The organism is Spirosoma utsteinense (genome assembly GCF_014282275.1).
Lineage (GTDB): Bacteria > Bacteroidota > Bacteroidia > Cytophagales > Spirosomataceae > Spirosoma > Spirosoma utsteinense.
Window position 1 is genome coordinate 1 of record NZ_VFIA01000063.1, and the last position, 18,452, is coordinate 18,452.

An 18,452-nucleotide genomic window follows, 5' to 3' on the forward strand; every position below is an offset into this window, starting at 1 on the left:
TGGTGCTGAGCCCTTTGCGCCGAACGGCATCTTGGTTGCCACAGTAGCGGCATGAGACGACGAGTGTTACCATGCAATAAAGACGAAGAGTCCACGGTTACGTCACGACCCAGTACTATTGTAGAGGTATAAATAAGTTTCTATCAGATATTTTGCTGAAAATATGTTTCTCCAAATCTGACTCCCTTTACATACTCATTGTCTACGTAAACTTTTACATTTCCTTTACATCGTTTTACAACCCTAACTTGCAATTAGTTACACCGAACAAATACCTTTGCTTCAACAAAAAAAAACAGAACTATGAAAAAAATCATTTATGCGCTGATCTTACCGCTGGTTGTGGTAAGCGGACTGGTATTTGCTAATCGTGAAATTAAAAATGTAACTTCTAAAAAGTCAATCCCAAAGCCTCTCTCTGCAGCTGAAAGGAAAGCTGCATTGAAAAAATGGGAGGCTACCCCTGATGGTATACTGTACAAAAAATGGGAAGCGTCTCCCGCAGGTAAAAAAGTGTATGCCGGTGAAGCTAATATAAGGAAGTCCATAAGGAATTATACCAATATGGAGGGAGTTGTAACCTCACTTTCTCTTCCGCCAGGCTCAAGATTAGGTTTCGGAGTGATGGTAAGGATGAGTGGTGGCGATTATATTCTTGCTTTTGGATCAGAAAAGTCTGACAAGAATAGTTTGAATTTTAACAATGAATTTGAGCAATTACATAGCCTGAAAGTTAACGACAAAATAATTATAAAAAGCCATAGCGTATCACACGCACCCAAGTACTCATACCCGATAGTAGCGGGCGACTATGTAGAACGAGATAGTAAACTAATATATAAACGAGCACCTCGCAAAGGCGGTTGCTAAGTAAATAAATTATGAGATACGTTCACATATATGCTTTGTTGACTATCACGGACTTTAAACGTAAGGAGGGAGGTAATTAGCTACTGCATGAGAAACGAGAAAAAACAAGGAATCGCTATCAGGGGTGTGGCAAGATGGGGCAGAATCGAACCGCCAAAGCGGTGCTAAATTGAATCGCACGGGCGACCCCGATTTGTTCTTCTAAATCCCCCACTTCGCTAAGCCCCAAAACGTTACCTGCCATTAAAATGACGATAGAACGAACCTTTGAAAAATATTACTACTTGACCGGAGACGAAAAATCTAAGGTCGGTAATGCTGACCCAGAAGACGCAGATATTCATTGGGATTATTTTGAGAATAAAGATATAAGCTTCATTCTGACAGAACCCTTAAAGTTCAAAATTAACCCAGGGAGATTTTCAGGACAGATAGGTGACTATCAGTTTAATAGTTGTGGCTTTCTACTCTTCTCTGACAGTTTACGAACGACAATAGAGAAATACTTACTAGGTATTGATAATCCAAAGTGGTTTCCAGCAAAGGTGACTGACTTAGACGGAATTACTTACGACTATTCAATACTGTATTTGTTTCACAAACCTGACTTCTTGGACTATCAACATTCGACATTTGTTCAAGGCACAGACCACGCTATTAAAAAAAGATTTGACTTAGAAAAAATTGGAGACCGATTAATATTTAATTCAAAAAAATTGGGCGTTTCGCTTTGTGTTCATGACATTGTTCGGAAAGACATAAAAAAGTCGGATTGTACAAGACTTTATTTTTACAAAATTCATACAGCAGGACGACTATCATGAAATTAACGGCAGGTAACTTGCGGTTTGGCAATATGGCGGGGCGACGAATATATTCTCGACTTTCTGTTCGTTATTGGGCTTCAGTTCCAGCGGACGAATAACATTGAGCAATAGAATAAACAATGAACTTTTAATTATAAATTTAGCTACGGTTACGGGCTGACGATTTTCAAATGCCGCCACATCGCCAAGCCCTACCGTTGCATCTAACTCGCGTCAGCTTAAACCATCCGGACGGATGAGACGTAATGTATTTCGTCTCTACATTAACCCTCATTTCACACGCACCGCTGCACCATCCCGAATCTCTTCGCTGGCCGTCTTGATCAGTTTATCGCCTTCAGTTAGGGGGCCAAACAGCTCGACCTTTTCGTCGGCCTCCAGACCCCGCTTCACCGGTACCCATTCGGCTTTATTGTCTTTTACCCGGATCACGAACACACCCGTCGACGAGTTGACAACGGCTGATTTGGGCGCAATCAGGGTGTTGTCCTTCGTTGGCATTGGGATCGTCACTTCGGCAATCATGCCGGGCAGGAGCTTTTTGTCATTGTTAATCACATCAACTTCTACCCGCTCCGAACGGAGTCGTTTATCGAGCGCGCCCGACTGGCGTTTTACCTGACCCGTAAATTTCTGATCCGGGAACGCTTTGACGTTAAAGTTCACCTGGTTATTCAAATTGACGTAGCCCGTATACGCTTCGGGAATCGATATGACCAGCCGTAGCCGTTTCTGCTCGGTCAGCACGAACAGCGGAAACTCAGACCCTTTACCCGCCGGTCCGATATAGGCACCCGTGCTGGCATTACGAGCACTGATAATACCGTTGAACGGCGCACGAATTTGTAAGTATTGCTTTAAGTTAGCCACTTCCCGATAGGCTGATTTTGCCGCTTCGAGTTGGGCGTTGTCGGCGTTCCGTTTGGCGAGGGCCTGGTCGACGTCGTTTTTCGACACGGCCCCGGAGAATTTGCTGGCTTCCAGAATACGCTCATAGTTCGCCCGGCTGGCAATGGAAAGCGCTTCCTGTGCTTTCAGCTTCGACTCGGCCGAGGATAATTGCGAACTGAGTTCAGGCGCTTCGGCCAGAGCCAGTAACTGACCCTGCTTTACTTCGGAGCCGATATCGACATTCAATGTCTTAATATAGCCACTCACCTTCGCGTAGATATCCACGTCCCGAAACGCAACCAGTTCGCCGGGTACCTGTAGGGACGATGTCAGTTTACCACGTTGCAAACTAACTATTTCCACCGCTGCCGGGGCCTCCACCGCTTTCGCTTTGGGCTCTTCCTTCTCGCCTTCCTTACCCGCCGATGAGTGACAACCCGGTAACGTACTAAGCAGAAGCAGGCTACCGAAAATCGTAAGTAAGCTATAGGAAATTTTATCAGTTAGCCGATTCATAGGGGGAAGGAATGTAGAATTTACTGTCTTTGTCTTCAGGATCCAGCGATACCGAGTCGGTAGAGGTTTTCTCCTGCACCCAGGCAAACACCAGCGGCAGAATGAACAGGGCCGCAAACGTCGACGCAATCAGGCCACCAATAACGGCGCGACCCAGCGGAGCCGCCTGCGAACCGCCTTCACCCAGACCCGACGCCATAGGAATCATCCCGACGACCATGGCAACGCTGGTCATCAGAATGGGGCGTATCCGTACCGATGCCGCTTCTTTGGCCGACAACAGCGCGTCGCCGTTCCGCATGCGCAGTTCTTCGGCGTTCGTGACCAGTAGCACCGCGTTGGAGATAGAGACGCCCACCGACATAATCATACCCATATACGACTGGAGGTTGAGCGTAGAGCCGGTAAGCATCAGCAACGCCAGCGAACCAACCAGTACAGCCGGTACGGTACACAGTACCACCAGTGACACTTTAAATGATTGAAAGTTAGCCGCCAGCATCAGAAAGATAACCACGATAGCCACCAGCAACCCATTTTGCAGGCTATTGAGCGTCTCGATCAATACCTGGGTCAGCCCCTGCATGTTGATCGTCAGCCCGCGTGGAGGCTCGCCCAATGAATCGATGGCTTTCTGCACATCGGTAGCCGCCGTTCCTAAATCCATATCGTTCAGGTTCGCCGTCACCGACAGTACCGGGATCGCGCCCAGGTTGTCGTTCTCGCCGTTGGTCGTGCCTTTTTGTAACGTAGCAACATCGCTCAATACCGGGCGGTTGGTGTTGGGCAGGATCGGTATCTCGCCCAGATCGCTGACACTGGCCATCTGATTTTCGGGCACCTGAACCTGAACGCTGTAACTCTGTCCCGATTTTGGGTCGATCCACACACTTTTCTCCGTTAGTCGGGAGGAAGATGTCGACGCGATCAGCGAACGGGAAATGGCCGATATGTCGGTCCCCAACTGGGATGCGCGGGTACGGTCGATGGTGACGTCGATGGTTGGGTATTTGGTCGACTGACCAATCTGCACGTCGCGCAGGTAAGGGATTTCGTTCAGCTTGGCAATTACTTTGTTGGCGTACTCCTCGTTCTGTTTCTTATTCTTGCCCGACAGTTTCACTTCAATAGGCGTTGGCGATCCCTGACTCAGGATCTTGTCGGTCAATTCAATCGGTTCGAACGACAGTTTTATACCCGGCAACGCTTCTTTTACCCGCGCTCTGAACCGATCTTTCAATTGATCGAGGTCGGTATCGTAATCGGATTTGAGACTCACCTGCAAAACGCCCTCCTGCGGGCCAGCCATAAAGAGATAGATCGGGCTGGTTGAAAACTGCGAACCGTGCATCCCCACCATCGCCGACGTGATCTCCACATTCTCTCGGCCCACCAGTCCGTAGAGCACGTCAATGGCTTTGAGCATGGTTGTCTCGGTCTTTTCGAGCCGGGTTCCATCGGGTGCGCGCAGGCGAACCTGAAACTGCTCGCCGTTCACCTTCGGCAACACGTCGCGACCAATCGACAGAATCAGGAGCAGCGCCAGTCCCATAGCGCCGACTACATAAATCAGTACGATGGGCTTGCGGTGCGGAATAGTACGGGCAATGAAGCGGTTGAACCGCGCCCGTAACCGCTCGAAAAAGTTAATCTTCCCATCGTTGTCGAGGTCTTCCCGGTTGGCCAGAATCTCTTTTTCCCGCAGCAGCGCGGCTCTATCGTCACGACCGTTTGACTTGCTGCTCAGACGAAGCAAGCGCCGGATCCGGCTTTTTGGTTTTGGTATGTGCTGCCCGTTGCTGACGTGCTTGTGCTCTTTCATCATCCAGTTGGCCAGCACGGGCACCAGCGTCTGCGCCATCACATAGGACGTGATCATCGAAAACGAGATGGCCAGCGCCAGCGGCAGGAACAGCGCACCGGGAATGCCCGTCATGGTGAAGGCAGGCGCAAACACGGCCAGGATACAGAACAGGATCAGGAGCTTGGAGAAAGCAATCTCCTTACAGGCGTCCCAGATCGCCAGCACCTTGGGTTTGCCCATGTCCATATGCTGGTGAATATTCTCGATCGTCACCGTCGACTCATCGACCAGAATCCCAATGGCCAGCGAGAGGCCGCTCAGGGTCATGATATTGATGGTCTGCCCCAGCAGCGACAGGAACAGAACGCCGGAAATGATACAGGTTGGAATGGTGATGATAACGATCAGCGCCCCCCGCGCGTCGCCCAGGAAAAGCAACACCATCAGGCCCGTCAGGATAGCGCCAATGGCCCCCTCGGTCATAAGACTTTCAACCGCGTTGATCACATAAACCGACTGGTCGAAGGTATAGGTCAGCTTCACGTCTTCGGGCAGCAGGGCCTGGAACCGGGGCAGTGCCGCCTTCAGGTTCTGCACCACCTCCCAGGTCGACGCGTCAGACGATTTGGTGATCGGCAGGTAAACCGAGCGCTTCCCGTTGACCAGCACGTAGCCCGCCGTGATATCGGCCCCGTCCTCGATGGTGGCTACATCTTTCAGAAACAGGTTCTGAACCGTGCCCGTGTAGAGCGGGATGTTCTCAAAATCCTTGAGTGTTTTAACGGACGTGTTGGCAGGCGTGAAGTAGTTTAGATCGCCAATGCGGACGTTACCAGCCGGACTGGCCTGGTTGTTTACGCGGAGGGCCGCAACCAGTTGGTCGGGGGTCAGGTTGTGCGAACGCATCAGTGACGGGTCCGCTTTGATCACGATGGTCCGGGAGTTACCGCCAAAGGGAGCGGGTGCCACCAGGCCGGGAATGGAGCTGAACCCCGATCGGACGTAGACGTTCGCCAGATCCTGTAGTTCGTTGTTGGAACGGATGGGACTGCTCAGTACCAACTGGCCCACGGGCAGCGTCGATGCATCGAAACGAAGGATAAAGGGCGGCTGCGATCCGGGCGGGAAAATGGCCTGCGCCCGGTTTGAGTAGGCCGACACCTCGGCGGCCGCCTGCGCCATGTTCGTACCTTCGTAGAACGATAATTTGAGAAGCGTCAGGCCCTGAATGTTCTTGGTTTCTATGCTCTTTACGCCCGACACGTAGAGCAACAGATTGACGTATTGCTTACCGAAAAACGACTCCATCTGGTTGGGTGTGTACCCACCAAACGGTTGCGAAATGTAAATGACCGGTAAGTTAAGGTTTGGGAATATGTCGATCTTGATGGTACGGACTGCACTTATACCGAAGAAAAATAGGCTAGCGACTAATACCAGAACTGTTATTGGCTTGCGTAACGCTGATCGTATTAGATTCATATTCGATAAAAAATTCCTTGGAAAGCCTCGCTCAACCAGCCGGTTGGCCCTGCTTGCTCTTCTTTTTTCTTAAAACAAGAAGACGCGATTATCAAAAGCCAATTTTTTCAGCAATACATCATATAGAATGACATATACACCTGAAATCTAACGATTTTGACGGACGATGTAAATGAGCTTTGGCTTCACCTACCGAGTTTTTTCGGCTAACTTCAACGCAGGCCGATCGTACGGCAAAATGGGTCTGAGTAGAATCACTCAGGGACCGAACACGCCTGTTTGTTTTGGAAACGTGAGCGAATAAGCAAGGTCTATTTTAGTCAAACCTACTGTAGTAGTCTGCCTGACACATGGAATAATCAGTTAAAAAAGACCGAGTAGCCGACCTATCAGCCGGTCATAAACAAAAGTTAACAGACCGCTCGTATAAAACGAATCGGGGTAACCGATTGCCAGAACACAATCAGTTACCCCAATTACTAGTAATCACGCTGGAAACTAGGCCAGCCGGTTGATGCAGTTCAGATCTTCGAACGCAATTTTCAGGCGCTGTACCATGCTTTCTTCGCCTTTACGCAGCCACACGCGTGGATCGTAGTATTTTTTGTTTGGCGAGTCTGGTCCATCGGGGCTGCCCAGCTGCGATTGCAGATAGCCTTCCTTCGATTGGTAGTACTTCAGGATACCTTCCCACATCGCCCATTGCATGTCGGTGTCGAGGTTCATCTTCACGGCACCGTAGCGGATTGCTTCACGGATCTCCTCGCGGCTCGAACCCGATCCACCGTGGAATACGAAGTTCACCGGCAGCGGACCCGTTCCATAATGCTCCTGGATATACTTCTGCGAATTGTCGAGGATGATCGGCGACAGTTTCACGTTACCCGGCTTATAAACGCCGTGTACGTTACCGAAAGCAGCGGCAATGGTGAAGTTCGGCGAAATTTTGCTCAGCTCTTCGTAGGCATAGGCCACTTCCGAAGGCTGGGTGTATAGCTTGGAATCATCAACGTCGGTATTGTCGACGCCATCTTCTTCACCACCCGTTACACCCAGTTCAATTTCGAGCGTCATGCCAATTTTGGCCATCCGCTCGAAGTATTTAGAACAGATTTCGATGTTCTCTTCGATTGGCTCTTCCGACAGGTCGAGCATGTGCGACGAGTACAGCGGCTTGCCGGTTTGCTCAAAATGCTGCTCGCCAGCCGTCAGCAGGCCATCGATCCAGGGCAGGAGTTTCTTGGCGCAGTGGTCAGTGTGCAGGATGACAGGTACGTTATACAATTCAGCAACACGATGAACGTGCAGCGCGCCCGAAATCGATCCGGCAATGGCCGCTTGCTGTTTGTCATTAGGCAGGCTTTTTCCGGCATAAAAAATACCGCCCCCGTTGGAGAACTGTACGATTACCGGCGAGTTAACGGCGCGGGCCGTTTCGAGTACGGCATTGACCGAGTCCGTACCGACGACATTGACGGCGGGAAGGGCGTAATCATTTTCGTTAGCGTGGCGGAAAATTTCGGTGACGCCTTCGCCGGTTATAACACCGGGGCTGAATCGGGTGGCTACTTCGCTCATAATTAGGGCACAAAACGGTTGATTATTGGATTCGTCAAAGATATTTTTTACCAAAAATGTGTTTGGCAATACGATCCGGTTCCGGTTGGTAAAATTGGGGATATTCGCGGAATATTGCTACCCCTCCTCCGTAAACCGGTTTCACTTTCGAACTCTTCCCCTATATAACAACCTGATGGCCTGCATTGGTGCCCTCATTTTCGTCAGCCTTATATAACCGGCAGTAAGCTTGTCAGACGTTCCTTTTCTCCCTACTTTGCACCCAATCCTTCTCCCTGAATACCCATGAAAACTCTGTTCTTCTGCCCGCTCTGGGGCATGGAAACCCTCTCCTACACCGATGCCGCCAAACGCGTTAAAGCCGCCGGCTACGACGGCATGGAAATCGCTGCCGGTCCCGATAAACGTAACGAAGCGGTGCAGGTCACCCACGACAACGGGCTCGAACTGATCCTGATGGCCTTTGGCGGGGGAAAAGTCTTCAGCGAACACAAGAAGAAATTCCACGACGACCTGCTGGACATTGCCGCCTACAAGCCGCTGTTCATCAACAGCCATACCGGCCACGACTACTTCACCTTCGAGCAAAACACTGAACTGATTCAGATCGCCACCTCGGTAGAGAAGCAGACGGGGGTTCGTATCCTGCACGAAACGCACCGAGGTCGCTTCTCCTACAGCGCGCCCGCTATTCAGTACTACCTCCTGAAGATTCCCGAACTGCGCCTGACAGCCGACTACTCCCACTGGGTCAACGTAGCGGAATCGTACCTCGACGACCAGGCCGAAAACGTGACCCGTGCCATTGCCGTGAGCGACCACATTCACTGCCGCGTTGGGCAACCCGAAGCCCCGCAGGTGTCGGACCCACGCGCGCCTGAGTGGAAAGCGGCCCTCGAAACACACGCGGTCTGGTGGGATGCCATTCGCAAACGATTGCTCCAGGCCAACGCCCCGACGCTGACCGTTACCTGCGAATTTGGCCCGGCACCGGGTTATCTGCCGACCCTACCCTACACGAACCAGCCCGTAGCCAGCCAGTGGGACATCAACGTGTTCATGAAAGACTACCTGAAGCAACGCTGGCAGGTATAGTTTTGCCCACGTTACGAGGAAAAATGAGTGGTGTTTATCCAGTATCCGGCTTGCAATCCACCCACCGAATAGTTGTACTTTTGGTATACAATGTTTCGTATTCGATCCATATGGCCCCTGTTGCTGCTGAGCTTCGCCCTGCACACGCCCGCTTGTGCCCAGCTGGCTCAGTCGCTCCGGCTTGAAATCCCCTCCGACCCCAATCAGGCCGAAGCGTTCGACGTAACGCCCCTGGCCGAACGGGGCGTCCTGATGACGATCCGAACGGGTGGTTTTTACGATAACACCCCCGCAGTATTTGTTTTCAAGAAGTATGACATCGATCTGAAACCGCTTTGGCAGACGACGTTCAAACAGGATACCAAATATCGGGCAATCCAGACATTTGACAACGACCGGTACGTTTACCACCTCTTCCGGGAGTATGACACGAACAAGTTCCAGTTTGTCAGGCTTCACCTGGAAGACGGTGTTGTCGAATCGTTCGAAGGAACGTTGCTCGATCAGTTCGATATTCAGCAATTCAAAGTGCTGGGTGGCCAGGCCTATGTCGGTGGCTACCACCACGGTCGCCCGGTGGTTATGGCCTATTCATTCTTCGATGGCACTGCAAAAGTGCTACCCGGCATGTATGTCAATCACATGGAGATCAGTAGTCTGGAAATCGACGAAGCCCGCAGCGAAGTCAATGTACTGGTTCACTCCTCTCGGCGTCGCTGCCGTTTTTCGATACGGACCTACAATTATGACAGCAAACTGCTCCGAACGGTTGACTTCGATGGCGCACAGAACAGCATCATTTCCGGTAAACTGTTGCCTGTCGATGATCACGAGTCATTACTGGTTGGCAACTACTCTACCGACTGCACCCCTTACTCACAGGGCGTTTATGTGACCCGCATCAAACACGGGGACCCCACCGCCGATGTTTCAGCGGATGCGATTAACAACATGCAGTATTTTGAGTTTTCTCAGCTTCAGAACTTCTTCAATTACCTGAAACCACACCGGCAGCAAAAGCTCCTGGCGAAGGCCAAAAAGAAGAAGGAAGAAGGAAAGGACTATAAGTTTCGGTATCGGCTGCTGGTCCACGACCTGAAACCAACCGCCGACGGGCTCACCCTCGTGGCCGAAGTCTACTACCCGCAGTACCGGGGCAATACCCTTGCCTATGGCGGTTACCTCCGCGGAGCCGATCGGTACGAAGGATTTCGGTATACCCATGCATTCGTTTGCGGGTTCGATAGAAAAGGCAACCTGCTGTGGGACAACTGCCTGCCAATCAAGGAGCTGCTAAGCCCCGATCTGACCGAAATGGTGCAGCTATCGCAACAGGGCGACCGCATCGTGCTGGCCTATCCCAATGAAGGTGAAATCAATACAGAAGTGATTCAGGGGAACAAGGTTCTGAAAGAAACCGAAAAATTCAAGCTCAAGACGAGCGTCGACGATGAGAAGGTAACGTTTTCGGCTCAGGATAACCTCATGGCCTGGTATGACCGTCACTTTCTGGCCTGCGGTTTTCAGAAGATTGCTCCTTCGAAGAACATGACCAATCAGCGCGAGGTTTTCTACCTGAACAAGCTTACCTACAGCGCTGAGTCACTGACCGATAAACCTGCCAGCGCTACTACTAAAAAAAGCGCCGGATCAGACCGATAAGCAGGTTCAGCAATACGCTGATGGCAATACAGGTCACGATTGGAAAGTAAAAGCCACCCCCACTCTTGCCGACGACCCGGATGTCGCCCGGTAACCGCCCCAGCCAGGTCAGCTTATCGCCAAGGAAGAATATGACTGCCCCAATCAGGACCAGAGCGGCCCCGATGAGCATGATGTATTTACCAAATGCAGGATTCATAGGTTATGAACGCGGGCAATAGATCAATTGGTTTTAGTCTATGCTCAATAAAGTTAATGTACAATTAATAGTACGGCTCCAACATACCTGAATTCACAGTAAACAGTTCTGTATCTGACGGTTGCTTTGTCTGATACTTACAAACTAGTAAGGGTGAAAACAATTTATTTATAATACAGGCTTGATTTAGTGAATAAATTTTCGTAGTTTTGCACCAGATTTACAAGCGGCATCCGTCGCATCTCTGTCTCTCTCCTTTATTTACACGCTGAGTTAGGTATGACAGAGTCCGGTATGACATACCAGTACGGATGTTCAGATGGGTTTCTGTGTGGACGTCCCGCCGTGAGCGGGACCTGGCGCGTGGGCTAATAGTCATTCAAATATATTGTCTTCTCCCTATTGGATAGGTTAGGGAGGTTGGGCCTTGGTGGGTCGTTTTGGGCAATCATTCGTTGGGCAATTCCTGCATTATCGCGCCGTTCACAGGCATACACTCGTCTTCGCTTGGAGAGTTTATTCTTTATTTTCCAAGTTAATGAAAACGAAAAAAACCAAAGGCGATGCGCAGGACGGTGTCCTGACCCTCGACCAGATTGAACAAGTGGCCGCTGATATGGCTGCCAGCGCTGGCACCTCAACGGAAGCCGCCAAACAGGAAGTTGCCGCTATGGAGCTTTCAGACGATGAACCCAAACCCGTAAAAGCTACGAAGAAGAAGGCAGCCAAAGCGGCCGCTGAAACAACCGATGTAGCTCCTACAGAAGCGTCGGTAACCGACGAAACAGTTGAAGCTATCGTGGATGAAGTTATCGTTGTTGCTGACGAACCGCTTCCTGCCATTACGCCACAAGCTTCGGTAGCCGATACGGCCGAGCAGTCTACTGCCGATACGACCGCTAAAGTTGCCGATCCCAACCAGATTTTATTCTCTGATCTCGACATCTCCGACGAGTTGCTGCAAGCTGTTACGGACATGGGTTTCACTAGCCCATCGCCCATTCAGGCCGAAGCTATCCCGCCAATTCTGGCTGGTCGTGATGTGATCGGACAAGCGCAGACAGGTACCGGCAAAACAGCAGCGTTTGGTATTCCGGCGCTGGACCTGATCGATGTTCAGGACCGCAGTGTGCAGGTACTTATCCTCTGTCCTACCCGCGAACTGGCGGTGCAGGTATCGGAAGAAATCAAGAAACTCGCGAAATACAAACGGGGTGTACGGACCGAGGCTATCTACGGAGGTGACTCTATCGAGCGCCAGATCCGGTCGCTCAAGACGGGCGTTCATATCGTAATCGGCACACCCGGTCGTGTTATGGACCATATGGAGCGGAACACGCTCAAACTCGGCAACGTGAAGATGATGATTCTTGACGAAGCCGACGAAATGCTGGACATGGGCTTCCGGGAAGACATTGAGAACATCCTGTCGGAGATGCCCGAAGAGCGGCAGACGATTCTGTTCTCGGCAACGATGTCGAAGCCGATCCTGCAGATCACCCAGAAATTCCAGAAAGATCCCGTATTGGTGAAGGTCGTTAAGAAAGAGCTGACCAACACGAATATCGAACAGGTTTATTTCGAAGTGAAACCGAAAGCGAAAGTGGAGGTTATGTGTCGCTTGATCGACATGTACGACCTGAAACTGTTGCTCGTATTCTGTAATACCAAGCGCAAAGTAGACGAGATCGTTGAAGACCTCCAGGGCCGGGGATACCAGGCCGAGGGTCTGCACGGCGATCTGCGTCAGTCGCAGCGTAGCACCGTTATGGGCAAGTTCCGCTCGGGTACGACCAGCATTCTGGTTGCTACCGACGTAGCCGCCCGTGGTATCGACGTTGACGATGTCGACGCCGTTATCAACTTCGACATTCCGCTCGACGAAGAATATTATGTACACCGCATCGGCCGGACAGGTCGCGCGGGCAAATCAGGCCGTGCGTTCTCGATGGTGGGTCGCGATGAGAAATATCGTTTCCGCGAAATTCAGGCGTACACCAAAGTTCGGGTGGATAAAGGTGTTATTCCTTCTTTTGAAGACATCGTTGGTGTTCGTAAGGCGCGTTTCATCGAGCAGTTACAACAGACGATTACAGAAAGCAAAGACCTTAATCTCTATGACGACCTGCTGACGCAGCTACACCATACAGGCTTTACGACCGAACAGATCGTAGCCGCCCTGGTGAAGCGCAGCATGGGCCTCGAAAAGAATGAATTTGCCGATCAGAATCTGGCACTCGAAGACGACCGTCGGCCAGCAACGGGCCGCGACCGTAACGAGCGCGGACCAAGCCGCTATGAAGACCGTCGGGGTGGTGGTCGTGATGAGCGCCCAGCCTATGGCGATCGGGGCAATTCCCGCTTCGGGTCAGACCGCGATCGGCCAGCCTACGGTGACCGCGGTGGTCGTACAGAGCGCCCGGCTTTTGGCGACAAAAAGCCGTATTTCGAACGCGATGAGAAGCGTGTGCCCCGTGAGAGTGACGCCAACATGACCCGCCTGATGGTAAGCATTGGCCGCAAGGACTATGTACGCCCCGGCGATATCGTGGGTGCCATTGCCGGCGAAGCTAACATTCCAGGCAACACCATTGGTAGCATCGATATCTTCGACAAGCACACCTACGTTGACGTACCGAAAGACGTTGCCAAACGCGTTGTCGACGCGATGGAAGGCAATACCATCAAAGGTCGCCGGGTGAGCATCGAAATCGCACGGTAATTTAAAGTAGTCAATAAGTCAGTAAGTCGAAGAGTCGGTAAGTGGCTGACGCGCGAGTTTTGCTTGCGCGTCAGCCACTTACCGACTCTTCGACTTACTGACTTATTGACTACTTTTTACTCTTCATAATAATACCCGAAGATGATTCCCATCTCGTCTTCGCTGGTCAGGCCGAAGCGTACAGCTTTGCTCGTTGTATTATTGTAGGTAATTTCAGACGTCAATCCTTCTCCCGCTTTGACGTCGAGGGGTGTTTTAAACGTGATGATGTCAGGATGTTCCCAGTCAGTGGAGGTGTAAACAACTTCGCCATGGCGCGTCCCACCGTTTAGCCTGATGACAAATTTTTCGCCCAGTTTATGCATATGCGACGTCAACGCCAGCACCTTGCGCGGCTTATCGAAGACAAATGATTTGGATAGGGTTACGCGGTTATTTGCCGGAATCGCCAGATTTGAGTTGCCCAGGTCAAGCGTCTGAACAACCCGCTGTACCGTTGATTTATCGACTGTATACAGATTGATCTGCGCTTCGCCCTTCATCACAGCGTTCGTTTTATTGACATAGTGTACGTTCAGGTCGAGCGATGTACCTGCCGGAATCAACAGAGCGGCTCCTTCCGGAAACGTATAGTCCTGCTGTTGTGCCTGAGAACCAGCCAGAAATACGTGGTTCGCCATCGAGAGCACCGTCAGAAAATTCATCGAATTATCGGCATTGCGCAGGTCACGTACATCGTTCAGGCCGGGCAACAGACTCTTGTCCCTGAAGTTGTAAGCAATAAAATGGTGACTGCCACTCCGCATTTTGATAGCAAAGCGATTTACGTATACATCCTGCGCGTTTCCGACCGACTTTCTCGTAAATAGCTCCCGCTCGAAGTTTGGCTGAATGTCGAACGGCGCGATCCGTAACTGTACGCCCGTTCCAGCAGAAGGTACGGGTAAGGGTACGTAATCTGCTACGGTTACCGTCTCATCGTCCAGCAGAGCCGCATCGGCCACGGCGCTCTGCCTGGGTGCACCTGCTTCGATCCAGCGCCGGACAAACTCGATTTTCCCGTCCGACAGAAGTTCACCACCCATGGGCATTGGGTTGCCATACTCTCTTCCGCTGTGGTGACTGGCCGTTATGTCTAATTTATAGTAAAGCAGGCTCTCCAGCGAGGCAAACGCCTTTACCCGCTTCAATCCATCGGTCCGGGCGTCACCATTTTTGGGATCTATGCCCACCAGATTTTGATAGGCCACCCCTTCTGCCAGGACTAGTCCATGCTGCGCAAACGAGGGATCACGCTCCGACGCGTGACATCCTGCGGTAGCACAGGAAGGTGTCAGAATTTTTTGTTGCATCAGATCGAACGACGACAGCGCGGCTGGATCGGTTGTATCAGTAGCGGTTTTCTGGCAGGCCGTCAAATGAAGCAGCGACAGGACAATGATACCAGCGACGAAACGACTAGAAGTCAAGAGGTTCATACGTTAGTTTGGAAGAAACGCGTATGGAAAATTAACGAAAATTCAGCGACAATCGGCATAGACCGCACTGTTAGCCCTGCCAGCGCGGTCCGGCGGCCCGGTCGTAGACCCTTGGCCCCTTGGCTGGAGACTCTAAAACTGGAGCACAAAGTCCTGCTTTGGCTGCTCGTGCCGGAAAAACACCAGGCCTACCCAGAACAGGTCGACCGTAACGCTGACGGATGGATGGTTACGGATATACGCCCAGGCCTGCTCCATTTCGTCGGACCAGTGGATGTCGTCAAACACGAAAACGGTATCGTTGTGCTTTTTCGCCAGGCAGGTCTCGAAATAACGCACTGTGGGCTCGTACCGGTGATTGGCATCGAAGAAAGCAAAGTCGATCACATCCAGTGCTGCCATTGTCTGGGGCAGTGTTTCATTGATATTACCCACGACAATGGTCACGTTCTGAAGACCCAGGTACTCAAAATTCTGCCGGGCCACCGCAGCTGTTTCAGGACATCCTTCAAACGTGACTACGCGTCCCTGATACTCGCGTGTCGCTTCGGCGAGGTAAGCGGTTGTCAGGCCCAGCGATGTACCCAGATCAACGACTGTTTTGGCATGGAAATGACGGATCAATCGAAAAAGGAGTCGACCGAACCGGGATGGCTTTTGCGAATTCCGGGCAATATCGCCAATGGTTCGTTGCCGCGCGGCATTCACTTTAGACCCTGCGCCAAAGTCGGTGATAACAATACGTTCGCGGTTCCGGCGCATTGTTTTACGAAGGGCACGAATGGGCGCAAAAAAGGGCTCCCGGCGATTGTCGGTTCGAACGATGCGGGTGTATAGCGAGAACAAAAAAGGAGAGTGGAGCGAATGTTCGTCGCGGGCGCGACTCAAATAGCGAAAATAAGCAAGCAGCAAACTGGTGGTAGTTGTGTTGTGCCGGGTTTACAGTTGGCCCCTCAGGGCACAAAACCGGGCATATGAACGCGTGGACGCGATTAATTTAATCGGTATGGTACGACCATGGTAAATTCGGGGATGTTCACCCGGACCTGTTTACCGTCGATGATACGCTCTACGAGATACGTTCCGGCCATTTTACCCATGCTCGAACGCAGGTTACACCCTGACACGTATTCGTGGATCTCACCCGGTTCCAGCACTGGCTGAAGCCCGACGACGCCTTCTCCCTCCACCTCACGGATAGTACCGTTGGAGTCGAAGATGGTCCAATGACGCCTTAGCAACTGTATGGTGTAGTCGCTGGCATTCTCAATCGTGATTCGGTACGTAAACACATAATGTGCTTGCAATGGACTGGAGTAGTCCGATTGGTACTCGATTTTCACACTTACCTTCACGCCCTCTGTGACTGACGAAACCATAAATTTAGTGTCGTTTGGCAACCTTAGAACGAAAATTAGGTTGTTAAGTTTTGTAACGCAAGGACCACTCTCAAAAAAATTTTCTGGGAGTGGATTCCGGCGTTTGAGAGCCTATAATGCTCTATAACTTCTATCAGTTCCTTTTTATGAAAGTTTCCATCGCCGAATCCTGGCAACCCTATCTGCAAGCTGAGTTCGACAAACCTTATTTTACCCAGCTAGCCGAATTTCTGCGGCAGGAATATAGTACACAACGGGTATATCCACCAGGTAAACTAATCTTCAATGCATTTGATCAATGCCGTTTCGACGATGCGCGTGTCGTAATTCTGGGTCAGGATCCCTACCACGGCGACGGGCAGGCCAACGGGCTGGCTTTTTCCGTAGCTGATGGTATTACCAAGCCCCCTTCACTCGTCAATATTTTCAAGGAGATACAGGACGACCTGGGAAAACCAGTACCCAAGTCAGGGAATCTCGAACGATGGGCTACACAGGGGGTCATGCTGCTCAACTCAACCCTTACCGTACGGGCAGGACAGGCAGGCTCTCACCAGGGGAAAGGCTGGGAGACGTTCACCGATGAAGTTATCCGACTCATTTCAGACAGTAAAGAGCATGTCGTATTCATGCTCTGGGGGGCCTATGCGCAGAAAAAGGGGGCGGTTATCGATAGTAAGAAACACCTGGTCCTCAAATCGAAACACCCCTCCCCAATGGCCGCCCAGTGGGGAGGCTGGTTCGGTAACAAGCACTTCAGTCAGGCTAACGACTACCTCATTGGCCAGGGACTTCCCCCGATAGAATGGTAAAATTAGTCTATAAGTCGGAGAGTCGGTAAGTGGCTGACCGCACCGATTTCTATGGGTTAAGCAAGGGCTATCGTATAATTTTTGTCATATTTTTCACCCCGACGAACAACCGAACAAACCCGGTGGATCAGCTTATTACGAACTGCATTCAACACCAGCATCGTATGCTTGCCCTCACCTATTTTTCGTAGGTAGTAGTCCTGAAGATCGCCTTTGACTTGGATAGCCGACATGGTGCCCATGTGAATCAAGGATTTCAGCCGCTTTCGGGCCTGGTGGCTCACCCTAGTTTTACCACGAATACTCGTGCCCGAACGGTACTCGAAGGGAGCAACACCGGCATGGCAAGCCAACTTTTTAGGATCGCTGATAGTCTGCATCTCATTAGTGGCTATTAACAGTTCCGTCGCAATTACAGGCCCAATGCCTGGTACGGAGACCATCAGATCGAACAATTCCTTCAGCCGAGCGTCGGTCTGAATGAGGTCCTTGATCTGTTGTTCAACGACTTTTTGTTCTTCTTGGAGAGCCGTGAGCGACTTTTTGACATTACCTTTGAGCGTCTTTTGCAACGATTTGCTGATGAACGTTTCCTGCTCAGCTACCGGAACAGCCAGCAGATTATAGGCTTGATTGAGCCGCTGACGGGTGGCACTCAGAAAAGCCAGTTTCTGAATAATCTCGCGTGGCGGCTGCCATAGGCACATTTGGTCGCGGAAACGATAGGCGTATTGGGCAATCCGCTGAGCATCAATTTTATCGGTTTTGCCCCGTTGCATCCCACCAGCCTGTTTGATTTGCAAGGATGATTCCAGCCAGATCACTAGTTTTTGTTGGTCAAGTAAGTCCAACAGGTGGGCGTTGTAGATGCCAGTATGTTCCATGCAAAAAACGGCCCGTTTGGGGTTCCAGCCAGGCAGTGCTTTAAACTGGGCTAAAGCGGTCTTGATACCCATCAGGGTGTTGGGCGTGTGGGTGCTGAGTTGCACCCCTTGTTGGGTATAAACGGCCCAATCGAGGCCGGGCGGATTTCTATGGTCTATGCAATGGAAAGGGAATAAAATTTGTCATATTTTTCCCCGCGTCTAACCACTGCATACACGCGATGAATTAGCTTGTTACGGACCGCATTGATCA

The 18,452-nt window shown here is 51.1% G+C and carries 14 protein-coding genes; 6 read left to right on the forward strand and 8 right to left on the reverse strand.

Annotated elements, in window-relative coordinates; genetic code table 11:
• Positions 1–303: 303 nt before the first annotated feature.
• Positions 304–870, forward strand: coding sequence for a hypothetical protein (locus FH603_RS25875; RefSeq protein WP_186741791.1), 567 nt, complete (start codon positions 304–306; stop codon positions 868–870).
• A gap of 248 nt (positions 871–1,118) precedes the next feature.
• On the forward strand, positions 1,119–1,694 hold the full coding sequence (locus tag FH603_RS25880; RefSeq protein ID WP_186741793.1) for an imm11 family protein: 576 nt from the start codon (positions 1,119–1,121) through the stop codon (positions 1,692–1,694).
• A 273-nt stretch (positions 1,695–1,967) separates the two neighbouring features.
• Here FH603_RS25880 and FH603_RS25885 read toward each other — a convergent pair whose 3' ends face one another.
• From FH603_RS25885 to fbaA, 3 genes are all read right to left on the reverse strand, one after another.
• Positions 1,968–3,104 (reverse strand): efflux RND transporter periplasmic adaptor subunit, encoded by a 1,137-nt coding sequence (locus FH603_RS25885; RefSeq protein WP_186741795.1) that lies wholly within the window; start codon positions 3,102–3,104, stop codon positions 1,968–1,970.
• Complete coding sequence (locus FH603_RS25890) at positions 3,088–6,390, reverse strand: efflux RND transporter permease subunit (RefSeq protein WP_186741797.1); 3,303 nt, start codon at positions 6,388–6,390, stop codon at positions 3,088–3,090. Before FH603_RS25890 ends, FH603_RS25885 begins: the two co-directional genes overlap by 17 nt.
• A gap of 498 nt (positions 6,391–6,888) precedes the next feature.
• A complete protein-coding gene (gene fbaA / locus FH603_RS25895; RefSeq protein WP_186741799.1) occupies positions 6,889–7,968 on the reverse strand; it encodes a class II fructose-bisphosphate aldolase in 1,080 nt (359 codons plus the stop codon).
• Positions 7,969–8,253: 285 nt separating this feature from the next.
• Here fbaA and FH603_RS25900 point away from each other — a divergent pair, with 285 nt between their 5' ends.
• Both FH603_RS25900 and FH603_RS25905 read left to right on the forward strand, forming a co-directional pair.
• Complete coding sequence (locus FH603_RS25900) at positions 8,254–9,063, forward strand: TIM barrel protein (protein ID WP_186741801.1); 810 nt, start codon at positions 8,254–8,256, stop codon at positions 9,061–9,063.
• A 90-nt stretch (positions 9,064–9,153) separates the two neighbouring features.
• Complete coding sequence (locus tag FH603_RS25905; RefSeq protein ID WP_186741803.1) at positions 9,154–10,725, forward strand: hypothetical protein; 1,572 nt, start codon at positions 9,154–9,156, stop codon at positions 10,723–10,725.
• Here FH603_RS25905 and FH603_RS25910 read toward each other — a convergent pair.
• Positions 10,697–10,924 (reverse strand): DUF2905 domain-containing protein, encoded by a 228-nt coding sequence (locus FH603_RS25910; protein ID WP_186741805.1) that lies wholly within the window; start codon positions 10,922–10,924, stop codon positions 10,697–10,699. The two genes, FH603_RS25905 and FH603_RS25910, sit on opposite strands and share 29 nt — an antisense overlap.
• A gap of 538 nt (positions 10,925–11,462) precedes the next feature.
• Between FH603_RS25910 and FH603_RS25915 the strand changes: the two genes are divergently transcribed.
• Positions 11,463–13,646 carry a DEAD/DEAH box helicase gene (locus tag FH603_RS25915; protein ID WP_186741808.1) on the forward strand — a complete coding sequence of 728 codons (2,184 nt, stop codon included), beginning with the start codon at positions 11,463–11,465 and terminating at the stop codon, positions 13,644–13,646.
• A gap of 116 nt (positions 13,647–13,762) precedes the next feature.
• Here FH603_RS25915 and FH603_RS25920 read toward each other — a convergent pair whose 3' ends face one another.
• The 3 genes from FH603_RS25920 to apaG all read right to left on the reverse strand — a co-directional run bounded on the left by FH603_RS25920 (position 13,763) and on the right by apaG (position 16,503).
• Positions 13,763–15,124 (reverse strand): monooxygenase, encoded by a 1,362-nt coding sequence (locus tag FH603_RS25920; RefSeq protein ID WP_186741810.1) that lies wholly within the window; start codon positions 15,122–15,124, stop codon positions 13,763–13,765.
• A gap of 132 nt (positions 15,125–15,256) precedes the next feature.
• Positions 15,257–16,036, reverse strand: a complete 780-nt coding sequence (locus tag FH603_RS25925; protein ID WP_186741812.1) for an O-methyltransferase — start codon at positions 16,034–16,036, stop codon at positions 15,257–15,259.
• A gap of 80 nt (positions 16,037–16,116) precedes the next feature.
• A complete protein-coding gene (gene apaG / locus FH603_RS25930; RefSeq protein WP_186741814.1) occupies positions 16,117–16,503 on the reverse strand; it encodes a Co2+/Mg2+ efflux protein ApaG in 387 nt (128 codons plus the stop codon).
• Between the two features lie 146 nt (positions 16,504–16,649).
• Between apaG and ung the strand changes: the two genes are divergently transcribed.
• Positions 16,650–17,315, forward strand: a complete 666-nt coding sequence (gene ung, locus FH603_RS25935) for a uracil-DNA glycosylase (RefSeq protein WP_186741817.1) — start codon at positions 16,650–16,652, stop codon at positions 17,313–17,315.
• A 56-nt stretch (positions 17,316–17,371) separates the two neighbouring features.
• Here ung and FH603_RS29160 read toward each other — a convergent pair whose 3' ends face one another.
• Entirely contained in the window at positions 17,372–18,379 is a 1,008-nt protein-coding gene (locus FH603_RS29160; RefSeq protein WP_186741819.1) for a transposase, read from the reverse strand.
• Between the last annotated feature and the right edge of the window lie 73 nt (positions 18,380–18,452).